Here is a 20,918-nt window from a genome sequence, read left to right as displayed (position 1 = left end):
GAATATTGTGGCTGCGGGTGGAAGGCGCCGGGGATGGCATGGCCATGCTCGCGTTAGAATATGACGAACGGGCGTGCAATCGCCGACCATAGGCGGTTTGAGGAAAGGGCGCAAAGTGTCGGATAAGCCGAACGCAATGCCGGAGCAGGAGAACATTCTGTTTCACACCGCTCTGTTCAGGCAGGTGTCTCCGGAAGAGGCCGGGGAACTGATCGAGCATCTCAATCAGGGGACGTACAACAAGGGTGACGTGATCTTCCGTCAGGGGGCGACGGATCATCGTATGTACCTTCTGGAATCCGGTCGCGTCAAACTGATCAGGGAATCGGCCGACCATCGCGTGCAATTGCTGTCCATCCACGCATCAGGCGAAGTGCTCGGCGAGATCCCGGTATTCGACCCGAAAGGCGGCCCACGCACCGCGTCGGCGCTCGCCATGCACGACGGGACCCATGTGGTGTGGCTGGAACGCGAGGTGCTGTTTCACTGGCTCGATGAGCATCCCAAGGTCGCGGTGGACATGCTGCAGGTGATGGCAGGCAGGATGCGTGAGAACAACGAGCGCATCTCCGATCTGGTGTTCATGGACGTTCCGGCCCGCCTGGCCAAGACGCTGATCAATCTCGCCTCCCGTTTCGGCGAGCCGATGGAGGCCGGTCTGAAGGTGCCGCACGACCTGACGCAGGAAGAGCTGGCGCAGCTGGTTGGTTCGAGTCGCGAAACGGTGAACAAGGCGCTGATGGATTTCGCGAACCGTGGCTGGATCGCACGCGACGGACGGTCCATCGTGATCTACCAGCCCGGCATGCTCATCAGGCGCTCGCGCAGGTAGGCAGATGCGGCGCAGGTAGCGTCGTCCGCACTGTGCGCGGGCGAACCATAAGGCAACCCTACAGAAGGCGGAGTGTCTGCTGAATGCGCGCTGAAGGTTGGAATACCGCTGTTATGCCGTAAATATGTAAGTTGCGTGCATGTTCCGCCAAGACGTCCCATCTTCGTGCGTACGCGTGGCGGAGCGGTACAGTCGCCCCTATAGTATGGGCACCATGCCGAAAAAAGACTCCCTGACACTTCGTCGCGTGCTCTCATTGCTGCTGACCTATGTAATGCTGTGCCTGGGCGGCGGTGTAGTTATGGCCGCGATGTTCGCCCCTGGTGTATTTCTGGCGAACCAGGCGACCAAAGCCGTGGTGCCTTCCCTGAAAGTCGAAGGCGTTGATTTTGATGTGACGTCCCTGCCGCAGAAGTCCGTGATGTACGCTTCCGACGGCACGACGAAGATTGCTGAATTCTATGCCGATAACCGTACCGTCGTCCCGCTGAAGAAGATTTCCAAACCGATGCGTCAGGCCGTGGTCGCCCGAGAGGATCGTCGATTCTTCCAGCACCATGGCGTCGACGTGCAGGGCGTGATGCGCGCCTTCGTGCAGACCTTCGTGAAGAAGGGCAGCATGCAGGGCGGCTCCTCGCTCACCCAGCAGTACGTGAAGAACGTGCTGTCCATGCAGGCCCGCGAAAGCGGCGACTCCATCGCCCAGTACCATGCCTCCGAGCAGACCATCGCGCGTAAGGTGCGCGAGATGCTCATCGCCGTGCAGATGGAGAAGAAGTACACCAAATACGAGATCCTGCAGGGGTATCTGAACATCGCACAGTTCGGAAACCACAACCTGTATGGTGTGGAAAGCGCCGCGAAGCGCTATTTCAACACCACCGCCGCGAAGCTGACCATCGGCCAGGCGGCCACCATCGCGGCCATCACGAAGAACCCCGCGCGCTATGACCCCTCCGAGGAAGGCAACCTGAAGGAATCGCAGAAGCAGCGCGACATCGTGCTCGATCTGATGCTGCAGGAGGGGTATATCACCCAGAAGCAGCATGATGACGCTCAAAGCGTTCCGCTCAAGGACATGCTGAATATCCAGACCGTCGACTCCGGCTGCCAGGTGGCCGGCGACGCCGCGTTCTTCTGCGATTACGTGACTCGTCAGATCCTGAAGAACAAGGAATTCGGCGCGACGGAGGCCGAGCGCAACAAACTCTTGAAGGAGGGCGGCCTGCGCATCGTCACCACGATGGACGTGCACGCGAACTCCGCCGCCATGAACGCGGCCCGCGAGACCATTCCGCCCGATGATCCCTCCGGCTTCGAGGTGGCCATAGCCGCCATCAAACCGGGAACCGGCGAGGTGCTCGGATTCGGTCTGAACCGCATCTACGACGCCACTGACCGTGCCCAGACGGATTCCACCCGTACCGCAGTGAACTATGCCGTCGACGAGGCCGACGGCGGCGGCTGGGGCTTCCAGGTGGGTTCGACGTGGAAGCCGATCAACCTGGTCGCATGGATGCAGAACGGCAAGCCGATCAACCAGGTGCTGCGGACCTCCACGGTCTACAACATCGCCAGCTTCAGCTGCAACGGCTATGGATTCTCGGGATCCTGGTCCGTGCAGAACTCCGGTGGCGGCACCGTGGCGAACGAAAGCCCTCTGCAGGGTCTGGTCATGTCCCACAACACCACCCAAGGCGCAATGGCCCAGCAGATCGGCCTGTGTTCCATCGCGGACGCGGCCAAGTCCATGGGCTACCACAACTCCATCCAGGGCAAGGAGGATGTGTACGATTCCAACTCCTTCCAGGCTCCTATGACCATCGGCGCCGTGCAGGCATCCCCGCTGACCATGGCGAACGTGTATGCCACCATCGCGGCGAACGGTGTGGAATGCACCCCGATCGCCATCACCAAGATGACCAACCAGCGCGGCAAGTCCTACAAGGTGCCGTCCGCGAACTGCCATCAGGCCATCGACCCGAAGATCGCCCAGACCGCCGCATACGCGATCAACCAGGGCGTGACCACGCCGGGCGGCAACGCGGTGGACGCACAGCTGGCCAACAACCGCAAGACCTTCGCCAAGACCGGTACCAACGAGGACACGTACATGCTGACGGCCGGCTTCGTGCCGCAGGTCGCCGCATTCGTGGGCGTGGGCAACGCGGAAAGCCCGCAATCGTTCAACTACAAGACGATCAACGGCGTGACCCGCCCGACCTGGTACGGCATGTACATCGCGGAACCGGCATGGAAGAAGTTCATGCAGACGTACCTGGATACCGCGAAGATCCCCATCGACAACAACTACGGCAATGCCGATGACAAGTACATGACGGGAACCGGGTCGAAGACCGGCACCAGCGTGTCGTCGGGCTCCACCACGACCAACAGGAGCACCACCGGTACCACGATCGGCACCACCAATGGCACGACCGCCAACGGTACGACGACCAATAACGATGCCGCCAACAACACAGGCACCACCAACAACACCGGAACGAACACCAATACCACGAACTAGGCCGCAAGCCTTACGTCCGCTCCGGTAAGGTGCCACGGTGTCTGCCATACGATTTCGCCCGCCATGCACATGCGTGACGGGCGAAACCCGTATGTGGGCCATACGCTAGAATGGGTGCGGACCACCGCACATGGCAAGGAGGGCGCATGGCAGAGGAATTGGATTTCGATTTCCGTGGTTTTGACAGCACGAATCTTCACAAGGAACCGGCAGACAACGCACCGAGCGCTTCGCCGAAATCCGGCAACGATGCCGGCAAGGACAAGACCAACGGCAAAGGCAAGGTCAAAGGCAAAGCCAAGAACTCCGGCGACGGCAAGAAATCCAAGAAGAAGGCCAAGCACGGCGATCGCCCGGCGCTGTTCGAGCCGATGGTGCTGCGCGGCATGACCATCCGCAACCGCGTATGGCTGCCGCCGATGGACATGTACTCCGTATTCGAACGCGACGGACGCCCGACGCAGTTCCACTACCAGCATTACGTATCGCGCGCATTGGGCGGCTTCGGCATGGTCATCGCCGAGGCGACCGCGGTATGCCCGGAGGGGCGCATCTCGCCGTACGACACCGGCCTGTGGGACGACAGCCAGATCGAATCCTGGCGTTGGATCGCGGAAGGCATCAAGGATGCCGGCGCCACGGCCGCCATTCAGCTCAACCATGCCGGGCGCAAGGGGTCGACCGGCTGCTCCGGGCTCGGCTATATCGCCAACACCGTGCCCGCCGAGGACGGCGGCTGGCCCACGGTTGCGCCGAGCGCGATCGCATACGGCAGGTACGCCAAGCCCCGCGCGCTGAGCATCGACGAGATCCACGGCATCACCTGGGCGTTCGCGGCGGCGGCCCGCCGTGCTGTGGAGGCCGGATTCCAGGTGATCGAGCTTCACGCCGCGCACGGATACCTGATGTCGCAGTTCCTCGATCCGCTGAGCAATGTGCGCGAGGATGAATACGGCGGCGACTTCGAGGGACGCACGCGCTTCCTGGTGGAGACCGTGGACGCGGTACGCAGCCTGATTCCGCAGAGCGTGCCGCTGCTGGTGCGCGTCTCCGCGACCGATTGGGCCGCCGGCGGCTGGGACCTCGATCAGACGGTGAGACTGGCCAAGGTGCTCAAGGAGCATGACGTGGACCTGGTGGACGTTTCCACCGGCGGCATCGTCTCCGGCGTGTCCGTGCCGGTCAAGCCGAAGTACCAGGTGCCCTTCGCCCAGCAGGTGCGCGCCCGCGCCGACGTGCCCGTCACCGCGGTGGGCCTGATCACCAAGCCCAAGCAGGCCGAGCATATTCTGGAAAAGGGCGAGGCGGATGCCGTGGAGATCGGCCGTGCCGCATTGCGCGATCCGTACTGGCCGCTGCGCGCCGCGCACAAGCTCGGACTGCCGAAGGACAAGGCCCCATACCCGATGCAGTATGTGCGTGGAGCCTACTGATTGATTGATGGCGTACACTGACGTGTGCCGTTGCGTTGCGAAAGGACGATTATGAGCTACGTTTCCGAGAGTTTCTGGCATGATGCCGTGAACAAGGCCACCACGGACCTGTTCACGTTCGGCTATAAGCACATCATCAAGCCGAATTTCGTGTTCAATGTGCCGCCGGACGAGGCGCACGACCGCATGATCACGTTCTGCAAGGTCACCAAGCGCGTGCCGCCGCTGATGTGGGCATGCCGCGAAATGCTCGACTACACCGATCCGGTGCTGGAGACCGAGGTCATGGGCGTGAACTTCGCCAACCCGTTCGGCCTGTCCGCCGGCCTTGACAAGAACTGCGATATGCCGGTGCTGCTGGACAATGCCGGATTCGGCTTCGAGACGGTGGGATCCACCACGTCCCGCCCGTGCCCGGGCAACCCGAAGCCGTGGTTCCACCGCCTACCCGAATACGATTCGATGATGGTCCATGTGGGCTTGGCCAACATCGGTTCCGACAAGGTGATCGACCGTGCCGAGAAGGCCTGGACGAACGCGCGGAACATGCAGGTCTCCGTCTCGATCGCCCGTACCAACGACGACAAGGTCGGTGATCTGGACGAGGGCATCGAGGATTACTGCATCTCCATGCGCCGTGCGGCCGGCCGTACCGCGATGGTGGAGGTGAACGTCTCCTGCCCGAACACCACCGCAGGCGAACCGTTCACCGAAAGCCCCGAGAACCTCGACAAGCTGTTCACCGCGCTCGATGGCATCGACCGCCCGCAGCCCACACTGGTGAAGCTGCCGCTGAACAAGTCGTGGGGCGAGCTGCATGAGCTGCTTGACGTGCTTGCCGAGCACAACGTGCAGGGCGTGTCGCTGGCGAATCTACAGAAGGACCGCACCGGGCTGGACATTCCGCGCGACTGGGAGGGCGGCCTGTCCGGCGGCCCGTGCACGCGTGCCTCCGAGGCGCTGGTGGCCCAAGTGCGCCGCACGTACGGCGATCGTTTCGCAATCGCGGGCATCGGCGGCGTGTTCACGCCGGAGCAGGCGTATGCAAAGATCCGCGCCGGCGCCGATCTGGTGATGTTCATCTCCTCGCTCATGTACCGCGGCCCGCAGCAGATCACCGTGCTCAAGCGCGGTCTTGCGCAGCTGCTGAAGCGCGATGGCTTCGAGCATGTGGCCGATGCCGTGGGCGCCGACCTGTAATCGCATTCGGAATCATATTCGGACGAAAAACTGCACATATTGCGATATGAAAACGCACAAGCTGTTTTGATTAATGGTGTATTGCGTGCGATAATGTGCACATGATTTCGTCACAACGCCAACATCTGATTCTCAGCCGACTGCGTACCCGCGGAGCCGTTCGTATAACGGCGCTGAGCAAGGAGCTTGGCGTTTCCGCAATGACCATCAGACGCGACATTGCGGAGCTGGCGGACAAGGGCTTGCTCAAGCGCGTGCATGGCGGTGCCGTCACCACCAGCACGCTGTTGAGCGAGCCGTTGTTCTCCGTCAAATCGCAGATGGACATCAGTCTCAAGGACGCCATCGCGCAGGAAGCCGTGAACTACGTGTCGCCCGGCGACGTGATCGCTATCGGCGGCGGCACCACGGCATATGTATTCGCCCAGCACCTGCTGGAAAGCCAGCAGGCCAGCGGCATCACCATCCTCACCAACTCGATTCCCGTCGCGGAACTGGTGCAGGCGCTCGAGTCGAAGGACGTCGAAGTCATTGTCACGGGCGGTGTGACCACCCGCTCCAACTCGCTGGTCGGCCCGATCGCCGACAAGGTGATCGCTTCGCTGCGCGTGAACACCGTGTTCCTGGGCACGCATTCCGTCTCGATCCCCAGGGGCTTCCTCATGCCGAACTCCCTCGAAGCCGCCACCGACATGGCGATGATGGACATCGCCGACCGCACGATCATCCTGACCGACCACACGAAGTGGAGCTGCACGTCGCTGTCGCTGTTCGCCAGATTCGAGCAGGTGGATACGGTGATCACCGACGACGGACTCGACGCCGACACCGCCGCGAAGACGCGCGAACTGGTGAACGAACTGGTATTGGCCAAGCAGATCGAACCGGAAGCCGAGGAGACGACCGGCAAGCGCAAGTAAGGTGTTCGCGATACGTTCGTGAGGCGTTCGCGTGGATTACCGCGATTCGTGCGGATCATGCGAAACGTCTGTGTCGCCTGTAGCGTTTGTGTCGCTTGTACCGCTTGGCACGTCAGCTGAATCCATGGCCGTTTCAATGGACTTCTCCGCGGCCTGCGCCTCGATGCGCTCATCGAGCACGGCCTGCGCCTGGCCGATGAACGAAGCGCAATACATCAGAATCTGCGCGATGAAGCTGAACCAGATCAGCACGCCGATGAACACGCTGAACGGGGCCAGCAGAGGGTTCGACGTCGCACCTCCCAGCAGGCGGCTTCCCAGCAGCTGAAGTATGGAAATCACCAGGCCGCCGATCAGACAGACGAATACGGTAAGACGCTTGTCGCACCGGATGCGGGCCACGAAACAGAACATCAGCGCCATAAGCAGAATATTGAGCACCAGGCCGATGAGAAAGCCGGAAAGATCAAGCAGCATCGAATTCGCAAGCGTGGTGTTGGATTCCGGCAGCATGGCGAGATCGTGAAGCAGATTGACGATGCGGCGTACAATGCCGCCCGAAATTACGCCGGCGATACTGGAGACGACGAACATCAGCGCCACCAGAATGAAGGCAACGGCATCGAAGAATCGTATCTGGATCGGGTCGAAGAAAGGCTTGGGACGATCCATCATCGTCCAGGCGGCGTTGCGCCACGCATCAAGACAGCACAGCACCTTCCATATGAAGATACAGAACGTCAGTACACCGGTCCAGGTCATGGTCGATGAGATTCCATCCACCATCGAATCGGTGATGCTCAGCCCTGGAATAGTGCGTTCAAGAGTGGAGATGAACCAATCGAGCATCGTGGTGTTCTTGGTGAAGAACAGCGTGACGACGGCGAATACCGTCCAGATGCCGGAGAAGAACGCGAACAGCAGGTTGTAGGCCATGCCGTTGGACAATGTTCCGCCGTTGCGCCTGGCGAAACGATTGATGACGCTTCCGGGAAACGAATTGTTCCAGAACACGAACGCGTGGTCGATCAGCGTCAATGCCCGCATGATGATGCTTCTCATGACTCCACTGTAAATGACTTTTCGCCGCCGCGCCGGGTGCGGCACGAGTCTTGCGGTTTGTGATCCGTGGATCACCGATAGGTACGACACGCCCGGCTGGCTTACGAGGAATGTGTATTCGTGATAGGTTGACCACTGTTTTCCAAAACCGCATGGCATAGCCGATATACGAGGTGTGTGCCGTGCGGTTTTTCTTTGCCCCGAGAACAGGCAGTGAGGCCCGGATCCGCATATGGCGATCCGGGCTTTTGCATGCCGGCATGCAACCACATGCAGATGCGCAATGCGGTGACTGGACGGCTCGGGCGAAAGAACCATTGAGATAAGACGAACGAACAAGACGAAAAGAAAGACGAAGGGAAACCGTGTCACAAAGCGCAGCAACGCAACACGCTCCATCGAATCATGATCAACCCCAATTCAAGCATCCGCATAAGGTGATGCTTGGCCTGTATATCGGCGCGTTCCTGGGCATGCTGTCCGAAACGTCCATGAACATCGCCCTGCCCGACCTGTGCGATGCGTTCGGCATCACCACCGGCACCGCGCAGTGGATGGTTGTCGGCTACATGCTCGCCATCGGCGTGGTGCTGCCGTGCGTCGGATTCCTGCTCAAGTGGATCAAGGCCAAGACGCTGGTGCTGTTCGCATTGGTCTGCTTCGCAGTCGGCTCCGCGCTGTCCGCATGCGCTCCGGTATTCGCACTGGTGCTGGCCGGTCGAATCATCCAGGGCATCGGCACCGGCATTGTGCTGCCGACCATGTATGCCGCGATCATGCGCGTGTTCCCGCCGTTTATGATCGGTGCCGCCAACGGTGTGGCCGGTCTGGTGATCATGTTCGCGCCGGTGATCGGCCCGACCCTGTCCGGCATTCTGATCGGCGCGTTCTCCTGGCGTGCGATCTTCGTGCTGTTCGCCGTTGTGGCGCTCGTTGCCATTGTGTGCACCGTGGCCTTCTTCGTCACCCCGATCGAAACGACCCGCCCGAAGGTCGACATCCTATCCGTCGTCGCATCGGTGATCGGTTTCGGCTGCCTGGTTGCCGGCGTGAGCCTGGTGGCCGATATGGGCTTCTCCGCGCTGGTGGTCGTGCTGCTGGTCGTCGGCATCGTGGTCGTCGCGTTCTACGCGTACCGCCAGCTGCACATCGACAATCCGGTGCTGGATCTGCGTGCGTTGGGCATCGCATCCTTCCGTACCCCGGCGCTGATGGTCACCTGCTCCTTCGCCTGCACGTTGGCGATCATGTATCTTGCCCCGCAGGAACTGCAACGTGGCCTGGGGCTTAACTCGTCCGTCGCCGGCATGCTGATGCTTGCGGGCGGCGTGATCAACGCCATCTGCTCGTTCGCCACCGGCCGCATGTACGACAAGGTCGGTGCACGCCCGCTGGTGCGTGCCGGCGCCGTGGTGGCCATCATCGGCTCCGTGCTGTTCCTGGTTATCGGCGTCACCACCGCTCCTGCGTTCTTCGTGCTGGCGCACGTGGTGTTCATGATCGGCATTCCGCTGATGCAGCAGTCCGCGCAGTCCGCGGCATTGAAGGGTCTGCCGCGCGAGCTCGCCGCCGACGGTTCCACGATTCTCAACACCATGCAGCAGGTGTGCGGCGCCATCGGCACCGCCGTGGCCACCTGCCTGCTGGGCATGGGGTCCGGGGCGAGCGAGGCGCAGAGCTTCGTTGCCGGTTCCCGGTACGGCTATGTGTTCGGCCTGGTTCTGGTCGTGATCGTATTCATATTCTCCTTCTTCCTGAAGGAGGATCGCAAGCAGCAGTGAGGTTGCTTTTGCACTGAGGCGGTGGAATGCGATTGTGACGGCGTGAGGCTTGGAACCGCGTAAGGCCGTGATCGTGTGAGATCGCAACTTTTGTGGCGTCGGGTGCGTGTACATACGTGCCCGGCGCTTTTTGTATGCCGTCTTGCGTCGTTATTTGTCGTTGTGTGCCGTGGCCGTACGCCGGGGTTGTATTTGTTTGTCGCATATCGCACGCAATCGCCGCAACTCAGGTCATTTCGCGACAGATCCGGCTCTGTTCTGTCGTTATTTTCAGGTGATCGCCGTGGTTCATGTCATTTTGCGACGGGTTTGCCGTCGTTTCGTCGTGTTTTGCATGTGATAGCGAGGTTTCATGCTGTTTTGCGACATATCCGGCCTTGTTTTGTCGTGATTTGCAGGTGACGATGGGGTTTCATGCTGTTTTGCGACAAATATAGCTTCGTTCTGTCGTAATTTTCAGGTGGCCGTTATGATTCATGTCATATTGCGACGGGTTTGCCGTCGTTTCGTCGTGTTTTGCATGTGATAGCGGGGTTTCATGCTGTTTCGCGACAAGACAAGGGAAGTATGTGCGCTGGCTGTCCGATTCGGGTGAATCGGCTATATAGGGGGCACAGAGAGACGATCGGTTGCCTGATTCGGGCGAATCGGTCATGCGGAGGGGAAGAGGGGGTGCCTGGGTGTCCGATTCGAGTGAATCGGACACCAGTTGCGGGATGCGGTGGGTGCACATGGCCGAATTATGTGGTGTGCCGATGGTTATGCATTAATGCCGGCGATGACATGCCGATGACATACGTCAAACGATTAACGGCGTGTCGTGATTGAGGTTGCGGGCATGGGGTGGCGTGAGCGGTGCGATGAAGCCGATGCCCACGTTTGCATGCCATGCGCGAAGAATGGTCATGAGAGCGCTAACCATTGAAATAATCGTTTAACGTTTTGACATTAAACGATTAACGCTCTATATTGAAATCACTGCAAGGGGAGATCACAAAGCCAGTGATCGAACCGGTTCGCGTCGTTGCGAATCGCATCGGCAAGAACAAGAAGGAACCATAAGGAAGAAGGACAACATGGCACGAAGAAGTGTTCGCGTGCTCGCGGCAATCGCGGCAGTCGCAACCCTGGCCACCACGATGGCCGGCTGCGGCGGAAAGAAGGAATCGACCACCGACGCCAACGGCAAGCCGATCGTCAACATTCTTGTTCGTCGTAACGTGACGGACCATCCGATGAAGGACACCCAGTACTCCAAGGATCTGGAAGCCGCCTGCGACTGCACCATCAAGTGGCAGGAAGTCGCCGACAATGCTTGGGACCAGCAGAAGAGCGCCAAGATGGCCGCCGGCGAATTCCCCGACATCGGCCTGAGCCTGTTCAGCATGGTCGACGCGGCCAAGTACAGCACCTACTTCGAGGATCTGAAGCCGCATCTGGATAAGATGCCGAACGTCAAGAAGTTCCTCAAGAACAACAAGGGCGCCGAAAAGTACGTCACCGACGGCACGAAGATCGCCATGCTGCCCTCCGATCGAGGCAAAGGCTACGAGGTCTCCGGCACCCACATGTTCATCAACAAGACCTGGCTGGACAAACTGGGCCTCCAGACGCCGACCACCTGGGACGAGCTCGAGAACGTGCTCAAGGCCTTCAAGAGCGACGATCCGAACGGCAACGGCAAGGCCGATGAGATCCCGATGAACATCCGCAGCATCGGCTTCGGCCTGTGGAGCCCGCTGACCCTGATGAACTCCGAAGGCGTGGTCACCTCCTTCATGGGCGGTGGCGCCTCCGAGCAGGGCTACTATGTGGACAACGGCAAGGTCAAGAGCTACTACACCTCCGAAGCGCTCAAGGACGTCGTCTCCTACCTGCACGAGCTGATGGCCCAGGGGCTCATCCCGAAGGACGTGCTCACCCGCGATGATTCCCAGTACACCGCACAGACCGTCAGCGACGGCAAGACCGCACGCACCGGTGTCTCCTTCGGCTGGTCCAATTACGCCGAGTACGGCAACGCGCTTGGCGATCAGTACGTCACCCTGCCGCCGCTGAAGAAGGACGCCTCCACCCCTGACTCCCAGGTCAAGTGGGATTACTCCCAGGATGCCTGCCGCTGGGCCTACTCCGGTTCCGGCCTGACCGTCAATCCGAACGCCGCCAACCAGGACGCCATCTACAAGGTGATCAACGCCATGTACGGCGAGAAGCTTTCCGTGGCTGGATTCTTCGGCTCTATTCCGGATATCGTCTCCGATGACGGCGACCACCAGTACACCATCGACAAGGCTAAAGCCTACGCCGAATATCCTGATACCCGCGCCATCGCATTGCAGGACCGTTTCGGCGGCTGGATCCGCGACGACGTGAAGATGGTCAACGACACCAACGCCGATCAGGTCACCGCATCCGATCTGGCCATACGTGAAGCACGCAACCGCGTCGACGGCATCAAGGACGTCGTGCCGATCTACGTGCGCCCCGACACCGAGGATTCCAACACCCTGCAGAACAACAACACCGCCATCTCCAACTACGCGAACAACCAGATCGCCAAGTGGGTCCAGAAGGGCGGCGTCGACAAGGAATGGGATTCCTACGTGAAGAAGGTCAGCGAGCCGACGCTCGGCCTGGACGCCAACATCAAGATTTGGCAGAAGTGGTACGACAAGTACACCAAGTAGCCATAGTTAATCAGGCAGGGTTTGCGGAACGATTTTTTTTAATCCCTTTTTGGAATCAATCGGCAAACCCTGCCTTTGTTTGCCAAACAATCATTGGAGTTTCGATATGCCTGCAATGCAATCATCGAAAGGCGCCGCGCTACAGACCGGAAGCGTCAACGCAGCGGCGGCACGCAATAAGCCCGGTCTGTTCGACCGCATCGCCGATCACTTCCGCCGCTACTGGCAGTTGTGGATCCTCACCGCTCCCGCCCTGTTCTTCGTAGGCCTGTTCGCCTACGTGCCGATGTGGGGCATCCAGCTTGCCTTCCGCGAGTTCGACCCGACCAAGGGCCTGACCGGCGGCAAGTTCGTAGGGCTCAAATATTTCAACGAATTCTTCCATAACCCGCTCTTCGGCGAGATCATGACCAACACCATCCGCATCTCCCTGTGGACGCTGGTCATGGGCTTCATCTTCCCGATCATTCTGGCCCTGCTCATCAACCAGATCGGCTCGAAGAAGATCAAGGGCTTCGTGCAGACCGTCACCTACATGCCGCACTTCATCTCCGTGGTGGTCATCGTCTCGATGCTGAACATCTTCCTGTCCCCGGGCTCCGGCATCCTGGGCCGCTTCTTCGGCGACGAATCGCTGATGGGCTCCACCAGCGCCATCACCGCCGTCTACTGGATCTCCGAAGTCTGGCAGCACGTCGGCTGGAACTCCATCATCTACCTGGCTGCGCTCGCCGGCGTGGACACCTCGCTGTACGAGGCCGCGAAGATCGATGGCGCCGGTCGTCTGCAGCTGATCCGCTACGTCGACCTGCCGGCCATCATGCCGACCTGCGCGATCCTGCTCATCATGAACATGGGTTCCGTGCTGAACGTGGGCTTCGACAAGATCTACCTGATGCAGAACTCGCTGAACATGCCGGCCACCGAGGTCATCGCGACCTACACCTACAAGATCGGTATTCTTAACGGCCAGTATTCGTATTCGACCGCTATCGGCCTGTTCAACACCCTGATCAACTTCGTCTTCCTGATCACCGCGAACGCGATCGCCAAGCGCGTTTCCGATACGAGCATTTTCTAGGAGGCAGCAATCATGTCTGCAACAACAACCGGGGCCGTTGCCCGCAATACGAACGATATTCCCTGGAACAAGCATGTACGGCAGAAGAAGACCCCAGCCGACTGGGCGGTCGACTTCGTCATCGTGCTGCTCCTGGTATTCACCGTGGTCGCAGTGCTCTACCCGCTGTGGTTCGTGGTCATCGCGTCGTTCTCCAATCCGAACGCCGTGGCCGGCGGTGAAGTGTCACTGCTGCCCAAGGGCGTGACCTTCGCCGGCTATGCGAAGGTGTTCACCGACCATCGCATCTGGCAGGGCTATCTCAACACGATCATCTACTCGGTGGTCGGCACCGCGGTCAACATGGCCGTGACCATCCCCTGCGCCTTCGCACTGTCCCGCCGCGAATTCAAGCCGCGCCGCGTCATCATGTTCCTGTTCACCGTCACCATGTTCATCAGCGGCGGCCTGATCCCGAACTACTTGCTGTACAAGGCCCTCGGCATCAACAACACCATGTGGGTGTTCATCCTGCCAGGCGCGGTCTCCGTGTACAACGTGATCGTGGCACGCTCCTTCTTCGAAACCTCCATTCCGGAGGAGCTGCATGACGCGGCGCAGATCGACGGCCTGAGCTACTTCGGCTACTTCTTCAAGATCGTGCTGCCGTTGAGCTCCGCCATCCTCGCCGTCATCGGCCTGTACTACTTCGTCGGCCACTGGAACGACTTCATGACAGGCTTGATCTACATCACCGACGATTCGAAGCAGCCGTTGCAGGTGGTCTTGCAGCAGTTGCTGCTGGTGGCGCAAGGTACCGGTACGAACGTCAACGCCGCGGCCCAACAGCAGGCGGCCGACCAGATCAAGTTCGGCATCATCATCGTCTCCACCCTGCCTCTGCTGGTGCTGTACCCGTTCCTGCAGAAGTACTTCAACAAGGGCGTCATGCTCGGCGCCGTCAAGGGCTGATTGAAAGGGATTCGCCATGCTCGCTCGTTTTTCCGTGGCCTATGAACGGTTCTGCCGTCTGCTGCTCACGATCTTCGTGGTGAACATCGCCATGCTCGTGCACACACTGCTGGGTGCCGTGGTGCTGGGATTCTTCCCATCCTGCGCCGCCGCGCAAACCACGTTCCGCACGTGGCTGCGTGCCGAGGATCGGTCGATGCGTGCCAAGGAAGTATGGGGCATCTTCCACGGCGCATGGAAAAACGAGCTCAAGCAGGCGAATCTCTTCGGCTGGCCGTTGGCCGTATGCTGGGCGGTGCTCGCCATCGACTACTACATGATGAACTGGCATGCACGCGGAACGTTCGACGTGGCGGTTTCCGGCGTACTGTTCGTGCTGGCACTGGTATTGCTGGCCTTCACCATGCTGGTCTGGGTGGTGCGCGCGAACTACGACGAACGTCCGCTGTGGATCGTCCGCACAACGCTGACCATGATCGTGGCCCGTCCGCTGTGCACTCTGCTGCAGATCGGACTCGCACTGCTGGCGATCCTTGCCTGGGCGCAATGGCCGGGTCTGCTCATGGTGTTCGGCATGTCGCTACCGATGTTCTGCACTGCGTGGATCGTGTACTCGTTCGGCCGGATTCCGGGAATGGACATCCATGACCGGGAGCAGCCGGGCATTCGATACGCGAAAAGCTGAACGGCAGAGTGTCGTCAAAGAAAGGCGGGCATACAATGGAATCCGCTTCACAAAGCCGCCAAGCAGACAAGGCAAAACCATTGATATCGATCAAAGACATCGCAAAAGAGGCCGGCGTCTCCATTTGCACCGTGTCATTGGTCATGAACAACAAGGACCGCAATCGCGTCAGCAAGGCGGTGGCGCAACGAGTGCGCGAAACGGCCCAATCAATGGGATACAAGCCGAACTCCGTGGCGCGCACATTACGCACCAGCAGGTCGTATGCCCTCGGCTTTATCACCGATGAGATCGCCACCACGCCATATGCCGGGCGCGTACTGGTGGGAGCGCAGGAGGCAGCGCGCAAACTCGGCTATATTCTGCTCACCGTCAACACGGGAAACGATCGGGAACTGGAGAACCAGGAGATCGCGGCTCTGCGGCAGTACCGCGTGGACGGTTTCCTGTATGCCATGATGTACCACCGTGTTGTGGAGATCCCCGCCGAACTCGAAGGCAGTCCCACGGTCGTCGTCGACAGCGAAGACGAGAATCGCAAGATTCCCTCGATTTACCCCGACGACGAAATGGCAGGGTACGATGCCACCAATCGGCTGATTCAGGCCGGCTGCAAACGCATCGTTTACTACGGTTCCTCAATCACCATTATCGCCCAGGGGGAGCGGTTCGCCGGGTATCGCCGAGCGCTCGCGGACGCGGGCATCCCCTTCGACGAGCAGTTGGTCGTCAACGTGGAAGAGGCCACAAACGCCGCTTCGGAAGCCGGTCGCGTGTTCGACGAGATCAAGCCGGACGGCATCTTCTGCTTCAACGATGTGCGCGCGACCTTCATCTACGAGGCGGCCAGAGAGCGGTCGGTCGGCATCGGCACCGACGTTTCCGTGATCAGCATCGACAACCAGCCGCTCATTACGGACGTGCTCAAGCCCGCGTTGACCACCTTGGAGCTTCCTCACTACGAAATGGGCTTCGAAGCGGTGCAGCAGCTGGTTGCCATGATCGACGATGAAGCCGCCACGGCAAGCCTTGCACGCAGTGAGGATTCGATCAGGCATTCGGAGAACGGTCCGATGACACCGTTGCGTTGCCGCATCATCGAACGCGATTCGATCGTTTCCTGACGGCACTGCGTCTTTGAGTATTTCCATCCATTTTCCATATTCATTTCACACGTGTAGAGGGGTCTACTATGTCGAATACCTATTCCATCTCCATCGAAACCGGCGGCTACCGGCAGCTCGATCTGTTCGCCGAACGCTGTGGCGAGGGGAACGCCGTCGTCACCGTTGCGGACGGCAACGGCGTCGCAATCGCGGCGCACACCATGCCCATCGCCGAACGCAGGCATCATTTCTCCATTGCGGTGCCGCAGAAATCCACCGTCACCGTGGCGGCAAGCGGCCTGGTTGTACGCTTCGGCTACCTTTCCGAATGCGATGACCTGCTTGACAACGGCGTTCGCTACGTGAACATGAATCCAAGCGACACCGATTGGCCTGCACAGCCCACGCTGGAACAGATCTACAACCGTTTCGGGCGTTCGGGCGCGCATTTCGAACCGTTCGCACGTTGGATGAACGATCCGAACGGCCTGTGCCAGTTCCAAGGGCGCTACCACCTGTTCTTCCAGCTCAACCCGTATGGTTTCGGCTGGGACAATATGCATTGGGGACACGCGGTAAGCCGTGATCTGGTGCATTGGACTCATCTGCCGGTCTTCCTTGAACCGCAGCCCGAACTGCACACCGACGAGCGTATCGTCGGCGGCGCGTTCTCCGGTTCGGCCGTGACCGTGGACGAGCATGACAATCCGGTCGCCGGCAACGAGGCAAGCGCCATCCGCCTGTACCTGACCCGTCATCTGGAAACCCGCGGCGACGAATCCTCCGTCACCGAATACCAGACCACCTGCCTGTGCGAGGACGGCGTGCATGTTCGCGTGGAATCGCCGGTGGCGCTGCGTGCGAATGACGATTTTGGCTATGACTTCCGTGATCCGAAGGTTGAATGCGGCATGGGCGGCGAGGCGCTCGACCCGGATCGTGCCTATATGGTAACCGCCACCAATCTGCCGGTATCGGAATTTGGCGCAGACGCCGCCGATAGTGCGGTTCCCGGCATCAGCACCCAGAATACCGGTGGCTGGTTCACCTACTCCCCGCAGGGCAAGCCGGGCGTCGACCAGCCGAATAACGCCACCGTTCCCGCCATGACGTTGTTCTCCGCGAAGAAGCCGCTCAAGCGTAACGTGACATGGCGCTACGAAGGGCCGGTGCTCGCCGATTTCGGCCATCAGCTGTCTCGCACCTACGAATGCCCTGACCTGTTCCAGGTCGACGGTACGACGGTTGCCGTGGGCGCGCTGATGCATTACCGCGACAAGCAGGGACGTTTCCAGCAGGTGCGCTGGTATGCCGGCGACTTGGTGAATACCGATAATGGTCCGAAACTGGATGTCAAGGCCAGCGACTGGTGCGATTTCGGCACCGGATATTACGCCACGCAAAGCTTCGTCGACGATAACGGCCGTCGCATCGTATTCGGCTGGTATACCGACTTCCCGGCGATGCGTGTTGAGCAGCCGTGCCTGGCCAACGGCATGATGTCGCTGCCGCGCGAATTGCATGTGCGTGACGGCAGACTGTACAGCAAGCCGGTGAGCGAAGTGTACCGTGAGCTGCTCGGCGAGCGTCTTGCCGTGCACGGCGATGGCGGGGATATGGTGGTTACGGCTCCCGGCAACGCATACTATGCGAACGTGCATCTGGCGGATGACGCCGATGCCATCATGGTGCTGGCGAAGGGTGTCAACCCGCAGGACGGCAGGCCGACCGAACTGCTGCTGCAGCGCGCTGATGGCGTGACCCGCCTGGTGGCCAAGGGCACTGCGGTGGAGGATGTCGACTTCGACAGCGGCATCACCGATGTTCGCCAGGTGGAGGTGTTCTTCGACCGCAATGTTGTCGAAGTGTTCCTCAATGGCGGTCAGGCGGCAGGAAGCATGCTGTTCCAAGGCGCCGATGGCGACGGTGAGCTTCGCATCGCGTCGTCCGGCAAGATCGATGCGGTTGATGCGCGTGCATTGAACGGTATTTGGCGCTAAGACGCAGAGCCGTATCCGGCGGCCCCGTTCCTGCGTGTTCCTTGTGACACGGCGGGTGCGGGGCCGCTGCCGTATGTGCAGGGGTATGTACACGATATGTGCGAGATATGGGCACGTATGTGCGCTGCGTTGTAATTTGCCGGCGGATGTTGCATGTCATGCTGTGTTGCGACACAGCGCGGGTGAATCCGTGGGCGGTGACGGCCTAGGTAAACGTTTGACCACTGACATGCGCGTGTGGCGTCTCACCATGTAATGCGCAAAGCGGGGGAGAAGGGCGTTTTGGCGCGTGCGTTTCCTATACTTGGGGGCACGTCCGGCAATTCGCCGAGGCGGTAACTGGATATTCGCACCTAACGATTAGGGAGTTCCATGAACAAGGCAATCATCACCGTCGTCGGTCAGGACACTGTCGGCATCATCGCACGCGTCTGCACCTATCTTTCCGCGCACAAGGTCAACGTACTCGACATTTCGCAGACCATCATCGACGGTTTCTTCAACATGATGATGATTGTGGACTACTCCAACGCCGACGAGGAATTCGGCACCGTCGTCGACGATCTCGACAAGCTCGGCGAGGAGATCGGCGTGCGCATCCGCTGCCAGCGTGAAGAGATCTTCACCAAGATGCACCGCGTCTGAGCCGCACGCCAGGCAAGTAACCGAATCTTCGAATCCGAGCAACCATAAGGAAGAACCATGCTGAATATCATGGAGGTCCACGAGACCAACAAGATGATCGAGCAGGAGAAGCTCGACGTGCGCACCATCACCATGGGCATCAGCCTGCTGGACTGCGCCGCCGACAGCGTCGACGAGGTCTGCGAGAACATCTACAACAAGATCACCACCTATGCCAAGGATCTCGTATCCACCGGCCAGGCCATCGAACGCGACTACGGCATCCCGATCGTCAACAAGCGCATCACCGTCACCCCGATCTCGCTGGTCGGCGCAAGCTCTTGCAAGAGCTCCGAGGATTTCGTCAAGATCGCGCACGCACTCGACCGCGCGGCCAAGAAGGTCGGCGTCGACCTGATCGGCGGCTACTCCGCGCTCGTGTCCAAGTCCATGACCCCGGCCGAGGAGATGCTCATACGCTCCCTGCCGCAGGCGCTTTCCGAAACCGACATCGTGTGCTCCTCCGTGAACGTGGGCTCCACCAAGACCGGCATCGACATGAACTCCGTCGAACTGCTCGGCCACATCATCAAGGACATCGCGCACGCCACCGCCGACAACGACTCCTACGGCTGCGTGAAATTCGTGGCGTTCTGCAACGCCCCCGACGACAATCCGTTCATGGCCGGCGGCTTCCACGGCGTGACCGAAGGCGATGCCGTGATCAACGTCGGCGTTTCCGGCCCGGGCGTGGTCTCCCGTGCATTGGACGAGGCCAAGGGCAAGGACTTCGAGTTCCTGTGCGAAACCATCAAGCGCACTGCGTTCAAGATCACGCGCGTCGGCCAGCTGGTGGCTCAGGAAGCCTCCCGTCGCCTTGGCATACCGTTCGGCATCATCGATCTCTCGCTCGCCCCGACCCCGGCCGTGGGTGATTCCGTCGGCGAAGTGCTGGAGAAGATCGGCCTCGAACAGGTCGGAGCTCCGGGCACCACCGCGGCGCTCGCCATGCTCAACGACCAGGTGAAGAAGGGCGGCATCATGGCGTCCTCCTACGTGGGCGGCCTGTCCGGCGCGTTCATCCCGGTTTCCGAAGACAAGAACATGATCGATGCGGCCACCAACGGCTGCCTGAAGATCGAAAAGCTTGAGGCCATGACCTGCGTATGCTCCGTCGGTCTTGACATGATCGCCATCCCCGGCGACACCACCGCATCCACCATTTCCGGCATCATCGCCGACGAGGCCGCCATTGGCATGGTCAACCAGAAGACCACCGCCGTGCGCGTGATTCCGGTGGAAGGCAAGGGCGTGGGCGAGATGGCCAACTTCGGCGGCCTGATGGGCTATGCGCCGATCATTCCGGTGAACCAGACCAGTTGCGAGGCCTTCGTGACCCGTGGCGGCCGCATTCCGGCGCCGATCCACTCCTTCAAGAACTAGCGCATCTTCACGCATGAGTGCATTGCTTCGGCCCCTCCGCGGAGGGGCCGTTGTGTTTGTGTTTGTGTTTGTGTTTGTGTTTGCGTGTGGATGTGGATATGGGATACGCGCTTGGTGGGGGAGTGCGGATTCCAGGCATGTGGATTGTGGCGGGCATGTGACTGTAGGCGTGCGACTGCAGGCATGTGGTTGCGAGCATGCGGCCGTGCGTGCCAAGGAGCGTGGATTCTCAGGAAACTCGCAGAAAAACATGGTGGTTCCTGAAGGTTGGGGAGGTTAACTGTGTCTCAGCTGCAAAAAGCCCCGAACCGCAAGGTTCCCGATAATTGAGTCCCCTTCTTCTCTCTTCTCTCTCTAAAGCCCGGAGGTTGTCGCCTCCGGGCTTTTCTGTTGATTGCATATTTTCTTGATGCAGCTGGTTTATTCGTCTGTTTCCGTTTTGCCTGGCCGGATGGTCGCGGCTCGCGCGATCCGATGGAGTTCGCCTTCCCAGCGTTCCGCGGCCCTGGGGCGCCGGCCGGGCCGGGCCGCGTCCAGGCACAGCATCACGGCCAGGCCGCCCGTCAGGGGCGCGAGCAGCGCGACC

General features: G+C 60.2%; 15 protein-coding genes. 14 read left to right on the top strand and 1 reads right to left on the bottom strand.

The genetic code is table 11. The annotated features are described in order from the left end of the window. The first annotated feature begins 136 nt into the window (after positions 1-136). From G1C98_RS07165 to G1C98_RS07145, 5 genes are all read left to right on the top strand, one after another. A complete protein-coding gene (locus G1C98_RS07165) occupies positions 137-832 on the top strand; it encodes a Crp/Fnr family transcriptional regulator (protein ID WP_169080655.1) in 696 nt (231 codons plus the stop codon). A 214-nt stretch (positions 833-1,046) separates the two neighbouring features. Beyond that, a complete protein-coding gene (locus tag G1C98_RS07160) occupies positions 1,047-3,359 on the top strand; it encodes a transglycosylase domain-containing protein (protein ID WP_240944960.1) in 2,313 nt (770 codons plus the stop codon). A 146-nt stretch (positions 3,360-3,505) separates the two neighbouring features. Next, positions 3,506-4,792, top strand: a complete 1,287-nt coding sequence (locus G1C98_RS07155; RefSeq protein WP_169080561.1) for an NADH:flavin oxidoreductase/NADH oxidase — start codon at positions 3,506-3,508, stop codon at positions 4,790-4,792. 51 nt (positions 4,793-4,843) lie between these two features. Beyond that, positions 4,844-5,992, top strand: coding sequence for a quinone-dependent dihydroorotate dehydrogenase (locus G1C98_RS07150; protein ID WP_169080560.1), 1,149 nt, complete (start codon positions 4,844-4,846; stop codon positions 5,990-5,992). 101 nt (positions 5,993-6,093) lie between these two features. Then, the gene (locus G1C98_RS07145) at positions 6,094-6,912 is read left to right on the top strand and encodes a DeoR/GlpR family DNA-binding transcription regulator (RefSeq protein WP_169080559.1); all 819 of its coding nucleotides are present in this window, start codon (positions 6,094-6,096) and stop codon (positions 6,910-6,912) included. 36 nt (positions 6,913-6,948) lie between these two features. On the opposite strand, the gene G1C98_RS07140 is transcribed toward G1C98_RS07145, so the two are convergent. After that, positions 6,949-7,974 carry a YihY/virulence factor BrkB family protein gene (locus tag G1C98_RS07140; protein WP_169080558.1) on the bottom strand — a complete coding sequence of 342 codons (1,026 nt, stop codon included), beginning with the start codon at positions 7,972-7,974 and terminating at the stop codon, positions 6,949-6,951. A gap of 440 nt (positions 7,975-8,414) precedes the next feature. Between G1C98_RS07140 and G1C98_RS07135 the strand changes: the two genes are divergently transcribed. From G1C98_RS07135 to G1C98_RS07095, 9 genes are all read left to right on the top strand, one after another. Next, the gene (locus tag G1C98_RS07135) at positions 8,415-9,755 is read left to right on the top strand and encodes a DHA2 family efflux MFS transporter permease subunit (RefSeq protein ID WP_169080557.1); all 1,341 of its coding nucleotides are present in this window, start codon (positions 8,415-8,417) and stop codon (positions 9,753-9,755) included. A gap of 1,076 nt (positions 9,756-10,831) precedes the next feature. Next, complete coding sequence (locus G1C98_RS07130) at positions 10,832-12,442, top strand: type 2 periplasmic-binding domain-containing protein (protein ID WP_169080556.1); 1,611 nt, start codon at positions 10,832-10,834, stop codon at positions 12,440-12,442. A 115-nt stretch (positions 12,443-12,557) separates the two neighbouring features. Then, positions 12,558-13,523, top strand: coding sequence for an ABC transporter permease (locus G1C98_RS07125; protein ID WP_169080654.1), 966 nt, complete (start codon positions 12,558-12,560; stop codon positions 13,521-13,523). A 12-nt stretch (positions 13,524-13,535) separates the two neighbouring features. After that, the gene (locus tag G1C98_RS07120) at positions 13,536-14,474 is read left to right on the top strand and encodes a carbohydrate ABC transporter permease (protein WP_169080555.1); all 939 of its coding nucleotides are present in this window, start codon (positions 13,536-13,538) and stop codon (positions 14,472-14,474) included. Positions 14,475-14,490: 16 nt separating this feature from the next. Next, a complete protein-coding gene (locus tag G1C98_RS07115; protein WP_169080554.1) occupies positions 14,491-15,159 on the top strand; it encodes a YesL family protein in 669 nt (222 codons plus the stop codon). A gap of 35 nt (positions 15,160-15,194) precedes the next feature. Next, complete coding sequence (locus G1C98_RS07110; RefSeq protein ID WP_169080553.1) at positions 15,195-16,283, top strand: LacI family DNA-binding transcriptional regulator; 1,089 nt, start codon at positions 15,195-15,197, stop codon at positions 16,281-16,283. A gap of 68 nt (positions 16,284-16,351) precedes the next feature. Next, positions 16,352-18,265: a glycoside hydrolase family protein gene (locus tag G1C98_RS07105; protein WP_169080552.1), complete on the top strand. Its 1,914-nt coding sequence runs from the start codon at positions 16,352-16,354 to the stop codon at positions 18,263-18,265. A 372-nt stretch (positions 18,266-18,637) separates the two neighbouring features. Next, a complete protein-coding gene (locus tag G1C98_RS07100) occupies positions 18,638-18,910 on the top strand; it encodes an ACT domain-containing protein (RefSeq protein WP_003827114.1) in 273 nt (90 codons plus the stop codon). Between the two features lie 57 nt (positions 18,911-18,967). After that, positions 18,968-20,332: a PFL family protein gene (locus G1C98_RS07095; protein WP_070122717.1), complete on the top strand. Its 1,365-nt coding sequence runs from the start codon at positions 18,968-18,970 to the stop codon at positions 20,330-20,332. The last annotated feature ends 586 nt before the right edge of the window (positions 20,333-20,918 follow it).

Origin of the sequence: Bifidobacterium erythrocebi (genome assembly GCF_012932675.1) — a bacterium.
In the GTDB taxonomy this organism is placed as follows: Bacteria; Actinomycetota; Actinomycetes; order Actinomycetales; family Bifidobacteriaceae; genus Bifidobacterium; species Bifidobacterium erythrocebi.
This window is presented reverse-complemented; position numbering and strand designations above follow the sequence as displayed.

Bases quoted from the DNA above. Each gene is read 5' to 3' on its own strand.
- G1C98_RS07160 (WP_240944960.1), top strand. From the start codon at position 1,047: ATGCCGAAAAAAGACTCCCTGACACTTCGTCGCGTGCTCTCATTGCTG.
- G1C98_RS07120 (WP_169080555.1), top strand. From the start codon at position 13,536: ATGTCTGCAACAACAACCGGGGCCGTTGCCCGCAATACGAACGATATT.
- G1C98_RS07135 (WP_169080557.1), top strand. From the start codon at position 8,415: ATGCTTGGCCTGTATATCGGCGCGTTCCTGGGCATGCTGTCCGAAACG.
- G1C98_RS07125 (WP_169080654.1), top strand. From the start codon at position 12,558: ATGCAATCATCGAAAGGCGCCGCGCTACAGACCGGAAGCGTCAACGCA.
- G1C98_RS07145 (WP_169080559.1), top strand. From the start codon at position 6,094: ATGATTTCGTCACAACGCCAACATCTGATTCTCAGCCGACTGCGTACC.
- G1C98_RS07140 (WP_169080558.1), bottom strand. From the start codon at position 7,974: ATGAGAAGCATCATCATGCGGGCATTGACGCTGATCGACCACGCGTTC.
- G1C98_RS07130 (WP_169080556.1), top strand. From the start codon at position 10,832: ATGGCACGAAGAAGTGTTCGCGTGCTCGCGGCAATCGCGGCAGTCGCA.
- G1C98_RS07155 (WP_169080561.1), top strand. From the start codon at position 3,506: ATGGCAGAGGAATTGGATTTCGATTTCCGTGGTTTTGACAGCACGAAT.
- G1C98_RS07110 (WP_169080553.1), top strand. From the start codon at position 15,195: ATGGAATCCGCTTCACAAAGCCGCCAAGCAGACAAGGCAAAACCATTG.
- G1C98_RS07095 (WP_070122717.1), top strand. From the start codon at position 18,968: ATGCTGAATATCATGGAGGTCCACGAGACCAACAAGATGATCGAGCAG.
- G1C98_RS07165 (WP_169080655.1), top strand. From the start codon at position 137: ATGCCGGAGCAGGAGAACATTCTGTTTCACACCGCTCTGTTCAGGCAG.
- G1C98_RS07105 (WP_169080552.1), top strand. From the start codon at position 16,352: ATGTCGAATACCTATTCCATCTCCATCGAAACCGGCGGCTACCGGCAG.
- G1C98_RS07115 (WP_169080554.1), top strand. From the start codon at position 14,491: ATGCTCGCTCGTTTTTCCGTGGCCTATGAACGGTTCTGCCGTCTGCTG.
- G1C98_RS07150 (WP_169080560.1), top strand. From the start codon at position 4,844: ATGAGCTACGTTTCCGAGAGTTTCTGGCATGATGCCGTGAACAAGGCC.
- G1C98_RS07100 (WP_003827114.1), top strand. From the start codon at position 18,638: ATGAACAAGGCAATCATCACCGTCGTCGGTCAGGACACTGTCGGCATC.